Consider the following 16,665-nt stretch of genomic DNA (forward strand, 5'->3'; position numbering starts at 1 on the left):
CAACTTGGCCGCTATCCACAGCAGTTATCCACAGGCACAAAAACGACTCTCAGTCTGATAAGGGTTAACAGTGACCGATTCCCCCGAGTCCACACCGAACGAGCCCGAGGTCCCCGAGGCGCCGGCTGCCGTGGTCGCCCACGACCGCATCGAGCCGGTCGGGCTCGAGGTGGAGATGCAGCGCTCCTACCTCGACTACGCGATGAGCGTCATCGTCGGGCGGGCGCTGCCGGACGTCCGGGACGGGCTCAAGCCGGTCCACCGCAAGATCCTCTACGCCATGTTCGACTCGGGCTACCGACCGGACCGCGGTTACGTCAAGTGTTCGCGCGTCGTCGGCGACGTGATGGGCCAGTTCCACCCGCACGGGGACTCGGCCATCTACGACGCCCTGGTCCGGATGGCCCAGCCCTGGTCGCTGCGCTACCCGCTGGTGGACGGCAACGGCAACTTCGGTTCGCCCGGAAACGACCCTGCTGCGGCGATGCGTTACTGTCTGACCGCAGATGTCCGTATTCGCACCGCTGATGGCAGCGTGCGGATCGGCGACGTGGTGCCGGGCGCGGCGTCGAGCAGCGAGACCGACATCGACCTCAAGGTCCGCGACCGCAACGGCGACCTGGTCCGCGCCTCGGCGTTCTTCCACTCCGGCGAGCACCCGACGCTGCGGCTGCGCACCCACGAGGGGTACGAGCTGACCGGCACCCACAACCACCCGGTGCTCTGCCTGGTGGACGTGGCCGGCGTACCGACGCTGCTCTGGAAGCTGCTCGCCGAGATCTCCCCCGGTGACCGGGTGTTGCTCCAGCGCAGCGTGCCGGACGAGATCGGCTGTCCGATGCCGGAACACGTCGAGGCCGCCGTCCTCGCGGGTGCCTTCGTCAGCGAGGGGTGGGTCTCCGAGACCCGCGCGGGCTTCAACAACGTCGACCGCGAGTTCTTCGTCCGCGTCCTGGCGGCCTACGACCTCGCCGTCGGTGGGCGCCGGCACGTCAGTGAGCGGGTGACCGCGTCCGGAAGCGTCCTGCACGAACTCGACATCCAGGATCTCACCGCGCTCCGGGCCAGCATCCTCGGCGAGACGATCGGTGCGCGCAGCGCCGACAAGGTCGTGCCGGAGTTCGTCTGGCAGGGGCCGGCCGCGACCAAGCGGGCCTTCCTCCAGGCACTCTTCGAGGGGGACGGTTCCTCCTCGATGCTGCCGCGCAACACCATCCAGATCTCGTACTCCACGCGCAGCGAGCGGCTCGCCCGCGAGGTGCAGCAGTTGCTGCTGGAGTTCGGCGTCGTCAGCCGCCGGTGCCGGTACGACGACGGCGAGATCAAGGTCGTGGTGACCACCCGCCGGGACGCGCGGATCTTCGCCGCCCAGGTCGGCTTCCTCGGCCGCAAGCAGGCCAAGCTGGAGTCGGAGCTGGCCTCGGTCCCGGCGAGCAGCACGGCGCTCTCCAGTGACCACGTGCCGCTGGTCGGTGACTTCATCCGGGAGCACGGCGCCAGCCGCTGGACCGAGCGGGACTGGCTGCGCCGGCACAACGTGGACCGGATCGAGCGTTGGGAGCGCGATCGCGCCGAGATCACCGCCCAGATCACCGAGTCCGAGGTGCTCGACGTGGTCGAGCCGCTGGTGGACGGTCGGTTCTACTACGCCGAGGTGGCCGGGGTCACCGACGCGGGTGTGCAGCCGGTCTACAGCATCCGGGTGGACACCGACGACCACTCGTTCGTCTCCGACGGGTTCGTCAGTCACAACACCGAGTGCAAGCTCGACCCGCTCGCCATGGAGATGCTGCGGGACATCGACGAGGACACCGTAGACCTGCAGGACAACTACGACGGCCGGGCCAAGGAGCCCACCATCCTGCCGTCGCGGATCCCGAACCTGCTGATCAACGGCTCCGAGGGCATCGCGGTCGGCATGGCCACCAAGATCCCGCCGCACAACCTGCGGGAGATCGGCGCGGCGGTGCAGTGGTGCCTGGAGAACCCGGAGGCGGACGAGGCCACCACGCTTGAGGCGCTGCTGGAGATCGTCAAGGGTCCGGACTTCCCCACCCACGGTCTGATCGTCGGCCAGTCCGCCATCCAGGACGCGTACCGCACCGGTCGGGGTTCGATCCGGATGCGCGCGGTGGTGGAGGTCGAGGAGGACAAGCGCGGTCGGCCGGCGCTGGTGGTCAGCGAGCTGCCGTACCAGGTGAACCCGGACAACCTGGCCGAGCGGATCGCGGAGCTGATCAAGGAGGGCAAGCTCGGCGGGATCGCGGACATCCGCGACGAGTCGTCCGGCCGTACCGGCATGCGGATCGTGCTGGTGCTCAAGCGCGATGCGGTCGCGAAGGTGGTGCTGAACAACCTCTACAAGCACACCCAGCTCCAGGAGACCTTCGGCGCGAACATGCTGGCGCTGGTCGACGGGGTGCCGCGCACGCTGAACCTGGCGCAGTTCATCCGCTACTACGTCGAGCACCAGATCGAGGTGATCCGGCGGCGGACGGCGTTCCGGCTGCGCAAGGCCGAGGAGCGGGCGCACATCCTGCGTGGTCTGTCCAAGGCGCTGGACGCCTTGGACGAGGTGATCGCACTGATCCGGCGTTCGCCCACGGTCGAGGACGCCCGGCAGGGCCTGATCCGGCTGCTGGAGATCGACGAGATCCAGGCGACCGCGATCCTGGACATGCAGCTCCGTCGGCTCGCCGCGCTGGAGCGGCAGCGGATCCTGGACGACCTGGCCAAGCTGGAGCTGGAGATCGCCGACCTCAAGGACATCCTGGCCAAGCCGGAGCGGCAGCGGCGGATCGTCTCGGAGGAGCTGGGCGAGATCGTCGCGAAGTGGGGCGACGAGCGGCGTACCCAGATCATCCCGTTCGACGGCGAGGTCTCGATGGAGGACCTCATCGCCCGCGAGGACGTGGTGGTGACCATCACCCGTACCGGGTACGCCAAGCGGACGAAGGTGGACCTCTACCGCTCGCAGCGGCGCGGCGGCAAGGGTGTCAGCGGTGCCACGCTGCGGCAGGACGACATCGTCAGCCACTTCTTCGTCTGCTCGACGCACGACTGGATGCTGTTCTTCACCAACAAGGGGCGGGTGTACCGGGCCAAGGCGTACGAGCTTCCGGAGGCCAGTAGGGTGGCCAAGGGCCAGCACGTGGCCAATCTGCTCGCGTTCCAACCGGATGAGCAGATCGCACAGATCATCGAGATCCCGAATTACCAGGTGGCGCCCTACCTGGTCCTGGCGACGAAGAACGGCCTGGTGAAGAAGACGCGGCTTGAGGAGTTCGACTCCAACCGGTCCGGCGGAATCATCGCGATCAACCTGCGCGATGAGGACGAGTTGGTGGGTGCTGCGCTGGTCGACCCCGGTGAGGACCTGCTGCTGGTCTCCAAGAACGCCCAGGCGATCCGGTTCAACGCGACCGACGAGGCCCTGCGGCCGATGGGTCGGGCCACGTCGGGCGTGATCGGCATGCGCTTCAGCGACGAGGACGAGCTGTTGGCCATGGAGGTCGTCCGCGAGGGGCTGGACGTGCTCGTCGCCACGAACGGGGGATACGCGAAACGTACCCCGATCGAGGAATACCCGGTGCAGGGCCGGGGAGGTAAGGGCGTACTGACTGCGAAGATCACCGAACGGCGCGGTGGTCTGGTCGGTGCCGTCGTGATCGACCCGGACGACGAGCTGTTTGCCATCACCAGCAACGGTGGCGTTATCCGGACTCCGGTGAAGCCTGTACGCCGTACACGCGACCGGAACACAATGGGGGTCAAGCTGATGGACCTCCCGGATGGCGTGACTATCGTGGCGATTGCTCGCAATGCCGACGAGCCTGACGAACAGGACTAGTTGAATGACGGAGACACAGGCGAAGTCGGGGAACGCGGGGACCTCGGCCAACCCGGTCGACGAGGACGCCGCGAAGACCGGCACGCCAGCGACCGGCCGCGCGGCCGTGGGCCGGGCGACCGTTCCCGCCGACGCGCCTGCCCCGAAGTTCACTCGGGCCCCCGGTATGGCTCCGCCGCCCGACAAGCCCACAGACGAGAAGGATGCCGAGGCGTCCGGCGACAGGCCGGGCACCGAGGCCCCCGGCTCGCCGGGCACACCGACAGTTGCCGCCAGCGCCGCCGGCAAGCCGTCGACCACATCGACGACCGGACCTCGCCCAGGTCCGTCCTCGCCGGGCACCACGGGCGTGCTGCCGACGTCGAGCACCGGGACCACGGGCACCCAGCCCCGCATCACCGGCCTCGGGGCGAAGCCGGACACCAACCGTCCGCTCGGTGCGGGTCGCCCGACGAACGGCGGCGGTCTGCCTCCGGGAGTCGGTTCGTCGGCCGTCGGTGCCGCGCGGGTGGGCGAGGCGGTACGCGCCGCGCGTACCTCGGTCAGCTCGGCCGCGTCACGCGGGCCGCGCCGGGCCCGACTGAACCTCAAGCGGATCGACCCCTGGTCCGTGATGAAGTTCGCGTTCGCCGTGTCGGTGGTGCTGTTCATCGTCATCGTGGTCGCGACCTCGGTGCTCTACCTCGCGCTGGACGCGATGGGCGTCTTCGCCAGCGTGAACGACAGCCTGGGTGACCTGGTCAACGCGGGTGGTGGGCAGGGCACCAGCGGCTTCCAGATCACCGCCCGCGGCGTGATCTTCAGTTCGGCGCTGATCGGTCTGGTCAACGTCGTCCTGTTCACCGCGCTGGCCACGCTCGGGGCGTTCGTCTACAACGTCTGCGCCGACCTGGTCGGCGGCATCGAGCTGACGCTCGCCGAGCGCGACTGACACCTCAGGAACACCGCCTCCGGGCCGGCCGCCTCCCGCGGCCGGCCCGGTCGCCGTTCCCGGCCCGTCCCAGGTATCTCGGTGGGCCGGCCAGCGGCGTTCGGGTAGGTTCGATGACGACGGTGTCGGGCAGTCCCGAGGGCCCACCCCGATTTGGGGCGGCGTGAGCGGATGGGTTAACCTTGCTCGTCGCTACGCGGGGCTATAGCTCAGTCGGTTAGAGCGCAGAGCTGATAACTCTGAGGTCGCTGGTTCGATTCCAGCTAGCCCCACCGCAATGGTCCGACGGTGCGTCGAGCGTAAGGGGCAGGCCCCATGTTCAAGAAGCTGTTGATCCTGGCCGGCGTCGTCGGTGTGGCCGCCGTGGTGGCCAAGAAGATCAAGGAAGCGAACGACGAGCGCGCGCTCTGGCACGAGGCCACCACCTCCCCGGACCTGCGCTGACCGTCGTCGTTCCGACCGGCGGGCATCCCAGCCCGCGTACGGGGCCCTAGCTCAACTGGCAGAGCACTGCCTTTGCAAGGCAGGGGTTAGGGGTTCGAGTCCCCTGGGCTCCACCAGCACTTTCCTTGGTTGATCTCGGTCCGAGTACAGCCATTCGTACAGCCAAGCCCTTCATGCTGTCCCCTTCTCGCCGAGAAGCCGGTCGATGGCGGAGGTTGCCTGGCGAGCACGCGCTGGCAGGACGTGGCCGTAGGTATCGGCCGTCATCCGGATCGTGGAGTGCCCGAGCAGTTCCATCACCGTGCGCAACTCCTCGCCCTGGTCGAGCAGGAACGTCGCGAAGGCGTGCCGAAGGTCGTGCAGATGCAACCAGTCCAGTCCGGCCGCCGCGCGGAGCTGCTCGAAGCGCCGGTTGATATTCCGCGGTTCCATCGGCGTGCCGATCGTGCTCGCGAAGACCAAGCCGTGATCCGACCACACCTCACCGGCCGCAAGCCGCTCCTTGGCCTGACGTACCTGTTGCGACTCCAACGCCCGCACCGCCAGGGAGGACAGCGGCAACGGCCGGGTGGATCGGTGTGTCTTCGGTGGCACGAACTCCAAGCCACGGTCGGTGCGCTGGAGCGTTTGCCGTACGAACAGCGCCTTGGCTGGCAGGTCGACATCCGACCAACGCAGGCCCAGTAGCTCAGCCCGGCGTAGCCCGGTCACCAGCGCCAGCACGAACAGCGACTCCAACCGGTCACCGGTCAGCACCGACAGCAGCGCCTTGGCTTCCTCCGGCGTCAGCGCGCGCCGCTCGGTTCGGCCGAGGGCCGGAGGCTTGGCCGCTTTGGCGACGTTGCGCGGCACCAGATCCATCCGCTCAGCGTCGGCCAGGGCGACGCGCAGCACCGCGTGCACCTTGATGATGCTCGCCGGAGCCAGCTTGCTCCGAAGCCCGGTCAGGAACCGCTGCACATCCCGAGGCGTCAACCGATCGAGCTTCACCCGACCCAGCCCCGGAACGAGATGCTTCGTCACGGCCAGGCGGTAACGCACCAGCGTTGAGGGACGAGTGCCGTCATGCGCCTTCACGTCGCGCAACCACTCGGTCAACCAGGCTTCCACGGTTCGGGGCGGCGCAGTGAGGTCGACGCCAAGCTGTAGTTGCCACCGCAGCTCGCCACGCTTCCGAACCGCCTCAGCCTCGCTCTTGGCGTAGACGTACTTCCGCTTCCGCTTGCCATCCATCCAGCCCAGATCGATCACCGCAGCCCATACGCCCGGCCGCTGCTCGTAGACCGAGCCTTCCCCGTGGGACCGACGCCGCTTCCCGGTCACGCCGCGAACTCCTCATCAGCCGACAGGAACTCATCAATGGCCGCCAGCGGAATGAGCCGAGCACGACCCGCCTTGATCGATCGAAGCCGGCCGGAGCGCATCAGGACGTACACGGTGTCGCGACAGACGCCGAGCAGGGCTGCGGCTTCGGCCGGTCGGACGCTCCTAGGCGCGACCGCGCGAGGTTGATTGAGAGAGGTCATCAGACACGTTCTTCCTTATCGACGGAGCTGGAATCGGTCAGCGGCGAGGAGACCTGGGCAGCCTTATCGCGTGCCGCGAGGAGCGCGGCCTTCCATTGCGCGCGTTGGGATAGGGCGCGTAGGAGGCGGTGTTGCAGGGGTGGTAGGTCGGGGTCGTCGGGGCGGGCGAGTTCCCAGGCGTATGCGGGTGGGTCGTCCGGTTCGACGGTGTGTGCGTCGGTGGCGCTGGTGCTGACGCCGAGGATGTTGCGGACCCAGGCGCGGGCGTCGGCGCGGTGGTCGGCGAGGGTCTTTCCCGACCAGTCGCGGGACACGAGGATGCGGCGTCCGCCGATGCCGAGGGTCGCCCGCTGGTGGACCTTGCCTTTGCAGCGGCCCGCTTGCAGCCGGCCGTGGGCCTTCTTGGGTTGGACGCCGTAGAGCAGCCAGTTGGCGCACCGTTCGTTGCATGGCGTGATCCGGAGTTCGTGCCAGAGTCGGTCGAGGTGGTTCCGTTGCCGGTCGGTGTCTGCCTTGTGGCAGTCGGCGGATGATTTGGTGATGTATTTGGTGATGTAGCCGATGGTGCGGTTGGCGTGGACGGTGCCGGGGGTGACGCCTTCGGCGTGGACTTGGGTGCCGAATCGGACGACGTGTGACGGTGAGGCGTCGGGGTCGGTGTCGATGAGGTCCAGGGCGTCGGCCCAGGACGGCAGTGCGTCGCCGGTGTCGGGGTCGACCCAGGCGGCTTGGTCGTTGTCCCAGACGGGTGGCCGGTCGAGGGTGTACTGCGGTGTGTCGGCGGGTGGCCACCAGACTTGGTGGTAGGTGGCGGCGGCGACCTGTCGCAGCACGGCACGGGGGATGGTGCCGCGGATGGCGAAGTGTGCGTGTGGGGCGAGGCGGCGTTGGGGTTCGACGCAGCCGGCGTATTGGACGTTCCAGCCCACGCAGCGGCGCAGGTTCTGCCAGAACCGGTCGAGGAGGCGGGCGAAGTGCACGGCGTCCCAGGCGGCGCGTCGGTAGTCGTAGGTGTCGGGGTTGGCGGGGGTGCCGTCGGGCAGGACGCGGCCGTAGGAGCCGAGGGTGAGTGACAGCCACATGGACGGGCGGTGTTGGGTGCCGTCGTGGGCGGTGTAGACGCGGCCGAGGGTGCGCGGTTCGACCTTCTTACGCGGTAGGTCCGGCGCGTCCTGGCGGCGGCGGGTTGATCGGGTGCGACGGCCGCCGGGGTCGTCTTCGTCGTGGCGGGGTGCGATGTGGCCGCGTAGTCCTTCGGCGGCGGTGGCTTCCTCCACTTCGGCGATGGCCTGGTCGATGGCGGGGATCTGGTCGAACTGGGCGGCGCGTTGGGCTTCGTCGCGGGCGAATTCGAGGTGCGCGCGGAGCAGGACGAGTTCGCGTTGGGCGTCGGTGGCGGGGTTGGGGCCGGTGGGGTGGGGTTCGTCGGTGCGGTGCCAGCCTTCCCGGATCTGGGTTTGCCGCAGCCGCCGAGCGCGTTTGGCGCACGGTTCGCATTTGTCTTCGCGGGTGCTGCCGCAGGGCAGGTCGATGACTTCGGTGTGGCCGGTGTGCAGGTCGGTGCGGCGCAGGCTGACCGGCCGTAGGCACACGCCGTACTCGGCGGCCATCTCCGTCAACACCTGGCGGGACATGGGCATGGCCAGCCGGGCGGCGCGAGAGCCGGGCGCCGGGGTGTCGGGCAGGTCGGTGGTGGGTGGGGTGTCGGGGGTGAGGCCGGGCAGGGTCGGGGCGGTCAACGGGTCACCTCCGGAAGATCGAACAGAGCAGGTGGAACGGATCGGTCGGGGTGGCCCGTCTCCCACAGCGGGTGCAGGAGACGGGCCACCGAACAGCGGTGGTCAGTGGTTGCAGCCGGGGCAGTGCAGTCCGACGCAGCCGGGCTTGCGGGACCGCAGCAGAACGGCGAGGACGACCAGGACCAGGACCACGCCCGCGATCAGTGGCGCGGCGGACCGGACGGCGTGGGCGACTTGGGAGGCGGCGTAGCCGATCCCGGCCACGGCGGCGACGCCGGGGACGGTGGCGGCGGCGATGACGTGTCCGCGTCGCAGTCGACGCACCACCGGCACGGCCGGGGCGGGGGTGTCCAGGAACCGGACGGTGACCATCACCTGATCCGGGCCGCCGGGCATCTGGTGGGGGGCGGTCATGGACAGCAGGCGGCCGGAGTCGCGGATCAGGGCGACGGTCGCGGCGACTTCGGCGGGGGTGCCCACGACGCGGCGGGTCAGGACGGCGGGTCGGGGCTGGACGCGGGCGAGGTGGGTGCGGGTCATCGGGTGACCTCCGAGGTGAAGACGTGGCCGTTGCGGGGGGTCTGGACGACCGAGGACACCAGCGCCGAGCGGACCGCGACCGGACTCGACGGCACCGCAGGCGGGGCCGGGACGACGACCGGGGCGGGTTCGGTGGGTAGGTCCGCCGGGGTCATGTCGACCGGCTCATCGGCGGGTTCCTCCCGACGCAGCGCAGCAGCCGCAGCGGCCGGGGCGGTGGGTGCGGTTTTGGGGGTGCCGGTGAGGATGAGCTTGGACAGAGCGAGGAACGCCAGCGCGGGCACCGACGACAGCAGGCGGGAGGAAAAGCTGTCGTTGGCCACGGCGATCTGCGCGGCCAGCGATAGGGCGACCGCAGCCACGAGGAGGACCAGGGGGTAGGCCACGGACGCGCGCGGGTCACGGCGACGACGACGGCGGATGACCAGCAGCGCCGCGGCGGGCATCAGTTCGGAGATGACCGCGTTGGACCACCCGAACCACTCGCCGGTACCGGCGGGGGCGTGGGCCATCGTCCAGTCCTTGACGTGAGTGAACGACGCGGCGCCGGCCATGCCGCCCACGGCCAGGAGGATGAGGACCAGGGCGACGCCTTCGAGGCGTTCGGCGTTCAGGAGCCGGCGCACGTGGTCACCTCCCGCTCGGGGGTAGTGGGGGTCGGGGTGGGGCGGAGCCAGGCCCGCAGGTTGCGCAGGTAGATGGCGCCGTAGACGAAGCAGGAGACGAGGAAGCCCCACTGCTCTGTGGTCAGGGAGTAGGCCAGCCACAGCACCTGGGCGGCGAGGCCGACAGCCCAGCCGGTCCAGGAGCGTTTCCCGGCGAGGTAGAGGCCGGTGACGCCGACGGCCATGAGGAGCCAGGACCAGAGTTGGTTGTTCACGGGCGGGTCCTCCTGTTCACCAGAGGGGTTGTTCGGCGTAGCCGTCGGGCAGGGTCATGGGCTGCCGGCGTCGGGGTTTGGTGGTCGGGGGTGCCGGATCGGCGGGTGGGGTGCGGCGGACGTTGCGGATGTCGGTGTCGACCGTGGAGCCGTCGGGTAGGCGCAGCAGGACGCGGCTGTCGGTGGTCATCCGGATGACGTCGCAGGCGGGTTGCCGGTAGGCCGCTGCCGGGGCGGTCATGAGGGTCGGCACCAGCCACACCTCCTGGCCCTCCCGGTAGGGCTCCCTGCTCACGCGACCCACCCCCACGCTTCGGCGTCCTCGGCGGCGATCTCGGTGTGCTGGCGCAGGGCGGCGGCGATGATGTCGGCCGCGTGGGGGTCGGGGTTGCAGTAGAGGCAGTGCTGGTCGGGGTGGGTGTGGTTGAGGTCGAGGCAGGTCCGGCGCATCGGCCGGCGGGACAGGCGTCGGGTACGCATCAGCAGCGCTCCAATCAGGCCGGGTCAGCGGGTGGTGGGGGTGATGTGGACGCGGATCCACTCCGGCGGTTCACCGGTCGACGCCACGGCTTCGGAGAGGCACCGCCACAGCGCCCACGCCTCGTTCGGGGTCAGGTACATGCGGCGACGTCCGGAACCGATCGCCAGGTAGAGATCGGCGTCGGGAGTGACCCGGACGGTGACCGGCACGGACGCCTTCTCCACGTGCGGGGCACGCAGCCGGTAGAAGCGGCGCGGCTCGACAGCGGGCGGGTCGGGTTCGTCGGCGTACGGCATCCGCACCGGGGTGCCCTCGGGCTGCTCGTGGGCGCTCATCGGGGGTCACTCCCGTTGCTGGTCGGGTCGAGGTTGAGGGCGTTGAGCAGCGACGACGGCAGCAGCGGCGTGTCCTGCTTCGGCGGCGTCGGCCGGTAGGTATGCCTGCCGTTGCCGTTGCTGCTGGTGCGGGGCTTGGTCACCGTCGGGGAGGGAGCGTCGACGGGTTCGGGCTGGATCTCCGGCGGGGCCGGGAACGTTGCGGCCATGTCGCGGATCACGTCATCGGGCAGGTAGGAGAACCGCACCCGCGCGGGTTCCGGTTGACCGTCCAGCAGCACGTAGGCGACGCCCTTCGCCGTGGTGGGGATCTGGTCCGCGAGTGCTCCCCGGTCGCGGGCACCGTCACCGAGCAGGAGATCGACGTGGGCGCGTTCGGTGAGGCCGAGAGCGATGCGGGTGGGGAAGAAGTCCCGCACCGACACGATCTCTTTGCGGGGGTCCTGGGTCGCGGCGACGACCAGCACGCCGAGCCCGGCGCCTTGGGTGAGGAGTAGGCCCAGGGCTTGGGTGATGCGCTGGCGGATGTCGCTGTCGGGCAGGAACGCCAACAGCGCGGCGATCTCGTCGATGACGACGACGATCAGCGGTTCGTCGGTGGTGGGGGTGTGCACCCGCACCTTGCCCCGCAACGCCTGCTGTCGGGCGCGCATCCGGGTGACGGCGTCGTCCAGGAGGTCGGCCATGCGGGTCCAGTCGTCATCGACGTAGCGGGAGAACAGGGGGCGGCCGATGGCCAGCTCCATGCCGCCCTTCGGGTCGATCGCCCACACCCGCACCAGGCCCGACCGGATACCGGCCGCCAGGGCGCGGAGCAGGGACCAGATGACCGAGCCTTTGCCCATTCGCGTGGCCCCACCGATCAGCACGTGCGTGGCCAGCAGCCGCAGGCAGTACACGGCCAGGTCCTCCCGCACCCCCAGCGGCAGAGCGGTGAAGTCCGGACGCGCCGGCACCGGCAGCGCAGCGACGACGCGGGTCAGCGGGTCACGACGGATGAACACCAACCACACATGGCGAGGCCGATCGCGGAACCGGACCCGATCCACCAGCCGCAGCAGGACGGCGAGACGACCCGTGCGGGCCGGTGGTGCCTGACGGCGGCCGGAGAAGACCCGGCAGTGACGGGTGCCGAATGAGTACGCCAGATCCCGGGCGGCCTTGTGGTAGACCTCCGGGTTCTGGCCCTTCGGCATCCGCACCACCAGTTCATCGGTGGCATACGAGCATCGGACCGACAGCAGACGCGGCAGCTTCTCCCCGCCGTCGTACTTCTTCACCAGCCCGCACAGGGACATCACCTCGTGCCACTGACGCCGGTACACCCACACCCGCCGCCACAGCGTCACCGCTCGGAGCACCACCAGGCGGTGAAACGAATCCCGACCCTTCCACCACCACAGACCAGCGGCAGCAGCGACGGTGAGGAGGACCAGGAGGTGAGGCCACCAGCCGTGCGACCGGTAGACGTCGACGGCGACCAGGACCACGGCGACGACGGGCCAGGCACGCCAGTGCCGCACCGCGCCCACCAGCAGACGCACCGCGACCACGGCAAGGCGGGCGAGCAGGAACAGAGCGGTGAGCGTCCACACGATCGGCCACGGAGTGGTGATCTGGAACCGGCGGAAGTTCACCAGCGGCGCCCGCACCATTAGGCCACCGCCTTGGGCGCCGAGGTCTGCTGCTGCTCGATCCAGACTTCGGCGCAGACCTTGTGCACGGGGGTGCCCTTCGGGCTACGGCAGATCGCCGGTTTCCCGCAGAGCACGCAGGGGACCGGATCGCCGGCACTGCCGGTCCGAGTCCAGTCCAGTTCTCTTGGCATGATGAAACCGCCCTTCCAGGCCGACACGGATTGGTGGGCAGCGGGGCGGCCGGCTTCCTAGGGCATGGGCCGCCCCGCACCACGATCAGTTGGGGCTGTTACTTGTTGCGGCGCTCGATACGAGCCGCCGCGTCGAGACCGGCCTTACCGGACCGGCCAGCGCCGGACACCTGCCCCTGCCGAGTCGCGGTCACCGCGATCTGCGGGCAGTAGCCACACGCGCCCGAGTTGCCACACGTGCACGAGGGAGGACGAGTACCTTTGGCCATCGGTGGGACCTCCGCAGTCCTTCCGATCGGCCCGCCGGGAGCTGCAACTCTCGGCGGGCCACCTGAGCCAGTCGGCTGACTGACCTCGCCCCGCACGCCGAACCACAGATGATGGGGTCGGCGTGCGGCGACACCAGTCACATGGCGAGCTGGGTCAGTAGCCGTGCCGTTTGAGCGCGTCGTACGCGGCAGCCTTTTCCGCCGGGGTCGCCTTGCCCATCGCGGTCTCGAACGCGGCCTTGGCCGAGTCGAACTCGGGACTGTCGATGTCCCGATCAGCGGCGTCGGTCTCCTTCATCCCGAGGCTGATCAGCTTCATCACCTGATCACGACGAACCGGCTCCGATTCGGAGCGCTTCCGGCCGAACATCAGCCGGCCTTCCCACTCGTCACCGGCGTAGGGCAGTCGTCGCAGCGGGTCGGGGCGGACACTCCACCCCACAAGGTGGCGTAGTGCCGACCGCAGGGCAGCAGGACGGTCCGCGTTCGCGGATCCGGCGGGTTTCGGGGGATCATTGAGGTCTCTCCCAACGGTTCAGAAGGGCTGACGGGGTGAGGCCGGCGGCGCGGCGGAAGGTTTGCGAGGCCAAGAGGCCGCGCCGCCGGGTAACTAGTCCGTGATCGTGATGCCGTCCGCGCGTCGCTGCCGTTCATCCGCAGCCCACCCGTGGATCTGGCCCTGCACATGCGGCGGCAGGGCACGCCATGCCGCGCGAGTGGCGTCGTCGCGGTGGGTCTGGGTCACCGCCCACTCGGAGACGATGTTGGCCAGATCCTGACCAGTCGCCTTCCGCTTAGACACCTCAGGCAGCCTTACCGCGCGTCTCGGCGAGAGTCTTCGGCGCGACCAGGGCCGTCGCCCGGTAGGAGAACGCCAACCGGCCGTTGGAACCCACGTACGGGGTGACGGTCAGGCCCTCGAACTCCACCGGCTGGAACGGACCCACCGGCGGCACCGGCTGCACATCCGCCAATACCTTGATCGACACCTCACGCGAGCGGGCACCCAACTCCGGATCCATGTCCATCACCCGGCACTGCCACACCCGCTGACCCGTCACCTTGTCCTTAGCCGGCGTCCGCACCCGAGTCGCCTCGTTGAAGTCCTGCGCCTCCGCGATCGAATCCGGCACGAACACCGCACCATGCGGAAACACCGCCTCGAACGGAACCGAGAACCGCGTACCACCCCTCAGGGCCATGACGATCTCCTCTTGATCGGCCACCGGCGCACCCGGTAGCGGTCTTGTATACCCCCCTATACAGTTGGACCAGCGTGTCCCGAGGTCTGTCTAGGGGGATAGACAGCACATTAGCTGGATACGGTGAGAGCGTCAAGGGGGCTAGACGCCTGAGGTTGAATCGAGTGCTGGGACGGACATGACAGACGAAGTGGATCGTATTGCCGCGATCAGCGATCCGTTCGAACTGCTCCGTGAAGCGACGAGCCGTATGGCCGTTGCCCAGGAGGAGGTCACCGAACTCGCGCGACTACGCCGCAGAGTCATCAACGAGCTGCATCAGGGAGGGCTGTCGTACGCCCACATCGCTGAGCGGGTGGGCCTCACGCGTGGCCGAATCCACCAGATCCGTCACGGAGGACCGCCGGCCGAAGGAGCCTTCCTCGGGGCCGGCCACGTCACCATCGTGACGCCCTTGAAGAAGGAAGCCATCAAGGCCCGGCCCGTCGTCGCCTTCGAGGACGTTACCGGTGCTCAGCGTCTTGCCGAACTGGCCCGCAACCTCGGGCTGGAACCCTCTTTCGAGCACGTGCCCACCACTGGCGAGATCGACCTCAATCGACCGAACCTTATCGTGATCTGTGGTCCCCGTATCTCTCAGCCGGTGGCTGACGTGCTTAGCCAGGACAGAAGACTGAGTTTCGAGCGTGCCCCCGACGGCCCGTGGATGCTAGTCGACCGCAAGGCCGGGAACACGTATCGGTCCGGCCAGGACCAGACCCCGCCACAGAACTCCGACGTCGCGTACCTCGGCCGACTGCCACGGCCGGACGGCAAGGGGTCGCTCATCGTGTTCACCGGCATTCACCCAGCGGGATCACTCGGCGTCGTTCACTTGATCTGCACACGCATTGGTGAGCTGTACGGCGAGGTCCAGACCGACACCTTCTCGGTCCTAGTTGGCACCGAGTACGAGCCCGACACGAAAGAACCCCGCAAGGTGCAGTTGTTGACTCCCATCAACCGCCACCCGGAGGAATGATGCACGTCTCGTTGGCGACGCTCCCTGCCAAGTCTTACGAACCCAACGAGGACTTCACCGCGGCAACCACGAACGGTGTTGTCCTGCTCGACGGTGCTGGCCTGTCCGGCACCACCACGAAGTGCCACCACGGGGTCAGTTGGTACGCCCGACACCTCGGCGGCGCCCTGGCGGCCGGTCTGCCCGACGAGGACAGGGACCTGATATCCATTCTGGCCGAGGGCATCCGGGAGACGGCTGCGCTGCATGCCAACACCTGCGATCTCGATGACCCAGGCACGCCGTCGGCAACGGTCGTCATGATCCGGACCGTTGCCGATCATCTTCAGTACCTGGTGCTGGCCGACAGCGTTCTCCTGCTGGACGTCACTGAAGGAGAGCCGGTTGCTGTGTGCGACAACCGGGAGGAGGAGGTCGGCCGGGGGTACCGGGCAGCGATGGATGCGGCCGAGAACGGCACCCCCGAGCACGATAAAGCCCGAAGGGCCTACGTCGACGCGATGCGCGTGCACCGGAACCGGCCGGATGGGTTCTGGGTGGCTGCGGCGGACCCGGAAGCGGCCCACGAGGCGATCACGGGTGAGATCCCAGTGCATGAGCTGAGAAGCGTCCTGCTGCTTAGCGACGGCGCCAGTCGCATCACCGACCGGTTCAACCTTGCAGGATGGCCGGAGGTGATCGCCATGGCCGCCACCGAAGGGCCTGCCGCGATCCTCCAACGTGTCCGCGAGGCAGAGCGCCTTGATTTGAACGGCGCGAGGTGGCCAAGAGGAAAGACGCACGATGACGCGACAGCGGCGTACTGCACGCAGTTGCAGGTCGAGGTGAAGTGAGAGACCGGGACAGGGCAACGAACAGCGAGGCAGCCAGCGCTTGACGATGGGTGACACCGACGGCGGCGAGCAGAGTGCCACAGCATCTGCCAGCAACGGTGGGCGTAACCACGTCACGTCGCCGCGACGATCGGTCTGGCGAGATGAGTCAGGTCGGCGTTGCCAAGCTGGGCCGTGGTCGGGCCGGGAGTTGCCCGTGATCTGTTGCCGAATTGGCCTGTACTAGATCAAGCGCGCTCCGCGCGGCGCGGGCCGGGCGCGGTAACCGGCTCCTGACGGAGCCGCCGCCCCGCCCGCCTTCGGCGGCGGGGCGGAAAGTCAGCCGGCCCGAAACCCACGCCCGCCCCGCGCGTCACCCGTGGGTCAGCAAGGGTGACCCGGTGACGAGTCTCGGAGGTCGACCGGGACCAGGACGACAACGTCCCACCTCACGTCACGCATTCAGCTTCACGACGGGAACCGCGGACCGGTCGACGGCCAGGCCGGACGAGTTGCCGAACGGAATCACGCCGACCGGTCACGGGTCCGAGGTGGGGAAGAGGTGAAGGTGGGGAAGATGGCGGTGGGTGGGGCGGGGTGGGGGTCAGAGATTGTGCCTCCGGCGGGGGCCAGACGACTCCAGGATGGAGTTGCCGAACGGTTCCGGCCGTGGGTGGTAGTGGTTGAGGGATGCCATCCCGTCCACCGCCGACCCAGGCAAGCCGAGCGGGGCCCGGGCCCGGGGGGTAACAGGATAGCGACCGGTGTGGGGCGACCCCCAAGAACCCCCCCCCGCCCCCCCCCCCC

18 protein-coding genes, 2 tRNA genes and 2 pseudogenes are annotated in these 16,665 nt (G+C 68.9%); 8 read left to right on the forward strand and 14 right to left on the reverse strand.

All coding sequences use genetic code 11. The features are described from left to right. Positions 1 to 70 precede the first annotated feature (70 nt). The 6 genes and pseudogenes from gyrA (at position 71) to ACIBMZ_RS21245 (ending at position 5,341) form a co-directional block, all read left to right on the forward strand. Positions 71 to 3,850, forward strand: coding sequence for an intein-containing DNA gyrase subunit A (gene gyrA / locus ACIBMZ_RS21220; RefSeq protein ID WP_396696321.1), 3,780 nt, complete (start codon positions 71 to 73; stop codon positions 3,848 to 3,850). Positions 3,851 to 3,854: 4 nt separating this feature from the next. Further along, positions 3,855 to 4,043, forward strand: a pseudogene (locus tag ACIBMZ_RS21225) (DUF3566 domain-containing protein); the annotation flags it as partial. 177 nt (positions 4,044 to 4,220) lie between these two features. After that, positions 4,221 to 4,781: pseudogene (locus tag ACIBMZ_RS21230) on the forward strand (DUF3566 domain-containing protein); the annotation flags it as partial. Between the two features lie 198 nt (positions 4,782 to 4,979). Next, positions 4,980 to 5,053 (forward strand) — tRNA-Ile (locus ACIBMZ_RS21235). A 43-nt stretch (positions 5,054 to 5,096) separates the two neighbouring features. Further along, entirely contained in the window at positions 5,097 to 5,225 is a 129-nt protein-coding gene (locus ACIBMZ_RS21240; RefSeq protein ID WP_217705935.1) for a DLW-39 family protein, read from the forward strand. A gap of 40 nt (positions 5,226 to 5,265) precedes the next feature. After that, positions 5,266 to 5,341 (forward strand) — tRNA-Ala (locus ACIBMZ_RS21245). Positions 5,342 to 5,396: 55 nt separating this feature from the next. Here ACIBMZ_RS21245 and ACIBMZ_RS21250 read toward each other — a convergent pair. The 14 genes from ACIBMZ_RS21250 to ACIBMZ_RS21315 all read right to left on the reverse strand — a co-directional run bounded on the left by ACIBMZ_RS21250 (position 5,397) and on the right by ACIBMZ_RS21315 (position 14,025). Beyond that, entirely contained in the window at positions 5,397 to 6,548 is a 1,152-nt protein-coding gene (locus ACIBMZ_RS21250; RefSeq protein ID WP_396696323.1) for a tyrosine-type recombinase/integrase, read from the reverse strand. Next, positions 6,545 to 6,751 carry a helix-turn-helix domain-containing protein gene (locus ACIBMZ_RS21255; RefSeq protein WP_396696325.1) on the reverse strand — a complete coding sequence of 69 codons (207 nt, stop codon included), beginning with the start codon at positions 6,749 to 6,751 and terminating at the stop codon, positions 6,545 to 6,547. Before ACIBMZ_RS21255 ends, ACIBMZ_RS21250 begins: the two co-directional genes overlap by 4 nt. Further along, positions 6,751 to 8,490, reverse strand: a complete 1,740-nt coding sequence (locus tag ACIBMZ_RS21260) for a replication initiator (protein WP_396696327.1) — start codon at positions 8,488 to 8,490, stop codon at positions 6,751 to 6,753. The genes ACIBMZ_RS21255 and ACIBMZ_RS21260 overlap by 1 nt, the downstream gene beginning before the upstream one ends. A gap of 102 nt (positions 8,491 to 8,592) precedes the next feature. After that, the gene (locus ACIBMZ_RS21265; RefSeq protein ID WP_396696329.1) at positions 8,593 to 9,030 is read right to left on the reverse strand and encodes a hypothetical protein; all 438 of its coding nucleotides are present in this window, start codon (positions 9,028 to 9,030) and stop codon (positions 8,593 to 8,595) included. After that, the gene (locus tag ACIBMZ_RS21270) at positions 9,027 to 9,656 is read right to left on the reverse strand and encodes a hypothetical protein (protein WP_396696331.1); all 630 of its coding nucleotides are present in this window, start codon (positions 9,654 to 9,656) and stop codon (positions 9,027 to 9,029) included. The genes ACIBMZ_RS21265 and ACIBMZ_RS21270 overlap by 4 nt, the downstream gene beginning before the upstream one ends. After that, positions 9,641 to 9,910: a hypothetical protein gene (locus ACIBMZ_RS21275; protein WP_396696333.1), complete on the reverse strand. Its 270-nt coding sequence runs from the start codon at positions 9,908 to 9,910 to the stop codon at positions 9,641 to 9,643. Before ACIBMZ_RS21275 ends, ACIBMZ_RS21270 begins: the two co-directional genes overlap by 16 nt. A gap of 16 nt (positions 9,911 to 9,926) precedes the next feature. After that, positions 9,927 to 10,205, reverse strand: a complete 279-nt coding sequence (locus tag ACIBMZ_RS21280) for a hypothetical protein (protein ID WP_396696335.1) — start codon at positions 10,203 to 10,205, stop codon at positions 9,927 to 9,929. Further along, complete coding sequence (locus ACIBMZ_RS21285; RefSeq protein ID WP_396696337.1) at positions 10,202 to 10,390, reverse strand: hypothetical protein; 189 nt, start codon at positions 10,388 to 10,390, stop codon at positions 10,202 to 10,204. The genes ACIBMZ_RS21280 and ACIBMZ_RS21285 overlap by 4 nt, the downstream gene beginning before the upstream one ends. A gap of 24 nt (positions 10,391 to 10,414) precedes the next feature. Next, complete coding sequence (locus ACIBMZ_RS21290) at positions 10,415 to 10,726, reverse strand: spread protein (protein ID WP_396696339.1); 312 nt, start codon at positions 10,724 to 10,726, stop codon at positions 10,415 to 10,417. After that, the gene (locus ACIBMZ_RS21295) at positions 10,723 to 12,381 is read right to left on the reverse strand and encodes an FtsK/SpoIIIE domain-containing protein (RefSeq protein ID WP_396696341.1); all 1,659 of its coding nucleotides are present in this window, start codon (positions 12,379 to 12,381) and stop codon (positions 10,723 to 10,725) included. Before ACIBMZ_RS21295 ends, ACIBMZ_RS21290 begins: the two co-directional genes overlap by 4 nt. After that, the gene (locus ACIBMZ_RS21300) at positions 12,381 to 12,554 is read right to left on the reverse strand and encodes a hypothetical protein (protein WP_396696343.1); all 174 of its coding nucleotides are present in this window, start codon (positions 12,552 to 12,554) and stop codon (positions 12,381 to 12,383) included. Before ACIBMZ_RS21300 ends, ACIBMZ_RS21295 begins: the two co-directional genes overlap by 1 nt. A 423-nt stretch (positions 12,555 to 12,977) precedes the next feature. After that, positions 12,978 to 13,142, reverse strand: a complete 165-nt coding sequence (locus ACIBMZ_RS21305) for a hypothetical protein (protein ID WP_396696345.1) — start codon at positions 13,140 to 13,142, stop codon at positions 12,978 to 12,980. A gap of 291 nt (positions 13,143 to 13,433) precedes the next feature. Beyond that, a complete protein-coding gene (locus ACIBMZ_RS21310) occupies positions 13,434 to 13,625 on the reverse strand; it encodes a hypothetical protein (RefSeq protein WP_396696347.1) in 192 nt (63 codons plus the stop codon). 1 nt (position 13,626) lies between these two features. After that, on the reverse strand, positions 13,627 to 14,025 hold the full coding sequence (locus tag ACIBMZ_RS21315) for a transcriptional regulator (protein WP_396696349.1): 399 nt from the start codon (positions 14,023 to 14,025) through the stop codon (positions 13,627 to 13,629). A gap of 178 nt (positions 14,026 to 14,203) precedes the next feature. Between ACIBMZ_RS21315 and ACIBMZ_RS21320 the strand changes: the two genes are divergently transcribed. Beyond that, on the forward strand, positions 14,204 to 15,046 hold the full coding sequence (locus tag ACIBMZ_RS21320) for a sigma-70 family RNA polymerase sigma factor (protein ID WP_396696351.1): 843 nt from the start codon (positions 14,204 to 14,206) through the stop codon (positions 15,044 to 15,046). After that, the gene (locus ACIBMZ_RS21325; protein ID WP_396696353.1) at positions 15,046 to 15,879 is read left to right on the forward strand and encodes a protein phosphatase 2C domain-containing protein; all 834 of its coding nucleotides are present in this window, start codon (positions 15,046 to 15,048) and stop codon (positions 15,877 to 15,879) included. Before ACIBMZ_RS21320 ends, ACIBMZ_RS21325 begins: the two co-directional genes overlap by 1 nt. Positions 15,880 to 16,665: the final 786 nt, after the last annotated feature.

It is taken from the genome of Micromonospora sp. NPDC049900, from assembly GCF_044461025.1.
Lineage (GTDB): Bacteria > Actinomycetota > Actinomycetes > Mycobacteriales > Micromonosporaceae > Micromonospora.